We start from the raw sequence: 2,937 nt of genomic DNA on the forward strand, positions 1-2,937 counted from the left end.
GGTCCCCGCCTTCCCCGCCCTCCCCGCCGTCCAGGGGGGCGCCGGAGCCCTTCGGGGAACCGGTCCCCCCGGCTCCCCGGTGGTCCTCGACCGTCGTCACTCCGGACGTCCCCGTTCCCCCTCCGGCCCGTCGCCGGTGTTCCCGTCCTTCTCCCCGGACCCGCCGGGCTTCCCCTCGTCGGCGGCGTCCCCCAGCAGACGGTCCAGCTCGGAGAAGTCCGGCTGCTCGCGGTGGACGAACCCGTCCGGGTCGTCGAGGTCCCCGGCGGTCGGCAGCATGTCCGGATGCGACCACAGCAGGTCGCGGCCCTGGTAACCGCGCGCGTCGGTGAGCGAGGCCCACAGCCGGGAGGCGTCCCGCAGCCGGCGCGGGCGCAGCTCCAGACCGATCAGGGTCGCGAAGGTCTGCTCCGCCGGCCCACCGCTCGCCCGACGCCGGCGCAGCGTCTCGCGCAGCGCCCCCGCCGAGGGCAGGTGCGGCTGGGCGGCGGCGTGCACGACCGCGTCCACCCACCCCTCGACCAGGGCCAGGGCGGTCTCCAACCGGGCCAGCGCGGCGCGCTGTTCGGGGGTGTCCTCCGGCTGGAACATGCCCTGCTGGAGCTTCTCCTGGATCTCCTCGGGACGGGAGGGGTCGATCCCCCCGACGAGGTCCTCCAGCTTCCCGGTGTCCACCCGGATGCCCCGGGCGTAGCCCTCCACCGCGCCGAACAGGTGGCCGCGCAGCCACGGCACGTGCTCGAAGAGACGGTGGTGGGCGGCCTCGCGCAGCGCCAGGTACAGCCGCACCTCGTCGGCGGGCACCCCCAGTCCCTCGCCGAAGCGGCCGATGTTGCCCGGCAGCAGCGCCGCCTTCCCGGCCGGTCCCAGCGGCAGGCCGATGTCGCTGGAGCCGACGACCTCGCCGGCCAGCACACCGACCGCCTGGCCGATCTGGGTGCCGAACATGGCACCGCCCATCGAGCGCATCATGCCCAGCAGCGGGCCGGCCATGGCCCGCATCTCCTCCGGCAGCACCTCGCCCATCGCGCCGCCCACCCGCTCGGCGACCGGGTCCACCAGCTCCCGCCACACCGGAAGGGTGGCCTCCACCCACTCCGCGCGGCTCCAGGCCACCGCCGAGGTCGCGCCCGAGGGCAGCGCCGTCACCTCGTCCAGCCACAGCTCGGCCAGGCGCAGCGCCTCGCCCACGGCGGCCCGCTCGGCGGCACCGACGCTGCTGTCCCGCGAGCCGTCGGGCGCGCCGGCGGCGACGGTCTGCCGGGCCACGTTGCGGGCCAGTTCCCAGTTGACCGGGCCGTCGTCGGAGGAGAGCAGCTGCCCGAGCTGCTGGAAGGCCGCGCCCAGGTCGCCCGGGTTGCCGCCGCCCAGCGCGCCGAACATCGCCGCCAGCGGATTGTCCGCCGGGTCGGGGCCCTTGTCCCGGCCCCCGCCCTGGTTCTTTCCGGAATCGCCGTCCTCCGGCTCCCGGGGGAGACCGAATCCGAATGGGGTATCGCTCACGGGAATCCTCGGCAATCCTCGGTTGTGCGGCTCGATGGTCTCGATGGTGCGGACGTCGCCCGGGGGCGGGCGAGCGGCCGGCGGGGACGGGGCGGTCGGTCCGGTCGACGCGCCCGGTGCGCTCCGGCCGGTCGGCCCGGCGCGCCCGGGGACCGGGCCCGGCGGAACCGGCCCGATCCCGACACGGCGCACCGAGTCGGGTCGTGATCCTCCAGCGTAAATGTCCCTCGTGCAGGATGGGGGGTGCGCATCCCGTACCGAGACAACCGCTGGAGACGTCCTGTGAGTTCCCCGGAGCCCTCCGTTCGCGGAGCGCGAAACGATCGGCCGGCCGCGTTGACCGTGGCCGTCACGGGGGCGGCCCGCGGTGCCGGCGCCCTGCTCACCCGACGTCTGCTGGAGTCCTCACCGCCCGTCCGGGTGATCGCGGTGGACGAGCGACGGGGCACGTTCGAGGGTGCCGGGGACGCCGAGTGGCACCTGATGGACATCCGGGATCCCGCCCTGGCCGAGCCCTTCCGCCCGGACGGCCGTCCGGTGGACGTCGTGGTGCACCCGGCCGTCGATCTCGACCTGGAGACCGACCCCGGGGCCCGCACCGCCCTCAACGTCGGCGGCACCCGGGCGGTGCTGACCGCCGCCGCGGCCATGGGGGTGCGCCGGGTGGTGCTGTGCACCTCGACGATGGTCTACGGCGCGCTCCCGGACAACGACGTCCCCCTGTCGGAGGACGCCGCGCTCCGGGCCTCCGCGGACGCCAGTGGGGTCGGCGACCTGCTGGAGATCGAGGCGCTGGCCGAACGCGCCCCGCGCGCCCATCCCGGTCTGAACGTCACCGTGGTCCGACCGGCCGCCGTGGTGGGAATCGGCGCGGACACCGCGCTGACGCGGTACTTCGAGTCGCCCCGGCTGCTGCTGGTGGCCGGCTCCCGGCCCCGTTGGCAGTTCTGCCACGTCGAGGACCTGGTGACCGCGCTGGAACTGGTGGTGCGTCGCGACCCGGGCGGCCCCCTGGCGGTGGGGTGCGACGGCTGGCTGGAGCACGAGCAGGTGGAGGAACTGTCCGGCATCCGCCGCATGGAGCTGCCCTCGACCCTGGCGCTCGGCGCGGCCACCCGCCTGCACCGCCTGGGGCTGACCCCCTCGCCGGCGGCCGACCTGGCGTACACCATGCACCCCTGGGTGGTGGGCACGGGTCGGCTCTACGAGGCGGGGTGGCGGCCGGCGTGGAGCAACGAGGAGGCGCTCGCGGCCCTGCTCGAGGAGACCGCCGGGCGGCACGCGGTGGCCGGCCGCCGCCTGGGGCGCAAGGACGCGGCGACCACCCTGGGGGCCGCCGGCGCGACGGTCGCCCTGGTGGGCACCGCCGCCCTGGTGCGCCGCGCCCGCCGCCGGCGCCGCTGAGCCCCGCCGGCGGGCCCGGAGACCCCGCCC

The 2,937-nt window shown here is 76.3% G+C and carries 2 protein-coding genes; one reads left to right on the forward strand and one right to left on the reverse strand.

What is annotated here, in order from left to right; all coding sequences use genetic code 11:
- Window positions 1-96: 96 nt before the first annotated feature.
- Window positions 97-1,503 carry a zinc-dependent metalloprotease gene (locus FOE67_RS21450; RefSeq protein WP_182666480.1) on the reverse strand — a complete coding sequence of 469 codons (1,407 nt, stop codon included), beginning with the start codon at window positions 1,501-1,503 and terminating at the stop codon, window positions 97-99.
- Between the two features lie 282 nt (window positions 1,504-1,785).
- Here FOE67_RS21450 and FOE67_RS21455 point away from each other — a divergent pair, with 282 nt between their 5' ends.
- Window positions 1,786-2,907, forward strand: coding sequence for an NAD-dependent epimerase/dehydratase family protein (locus FOE67_RS21455; protein ID WP_182666481.1), 1,122 nt, complete (start codon window positions 1,786-1,788; stop codon window positions 2,905-2,907).
- Window positions 2,908-2,937 lie beyond the last annotated feature (30 nt).

Origin of the sequence: Streptomyces calidiresistens (assembly GCF_014141525.1) — a bacterium.
Classification (GTDB): Bacteria; Actinomycetota; Actinomycetes; order Streptomycetales; family Streptomycetaceae; genus Streptomyces; species Streptomyces calidiresistens.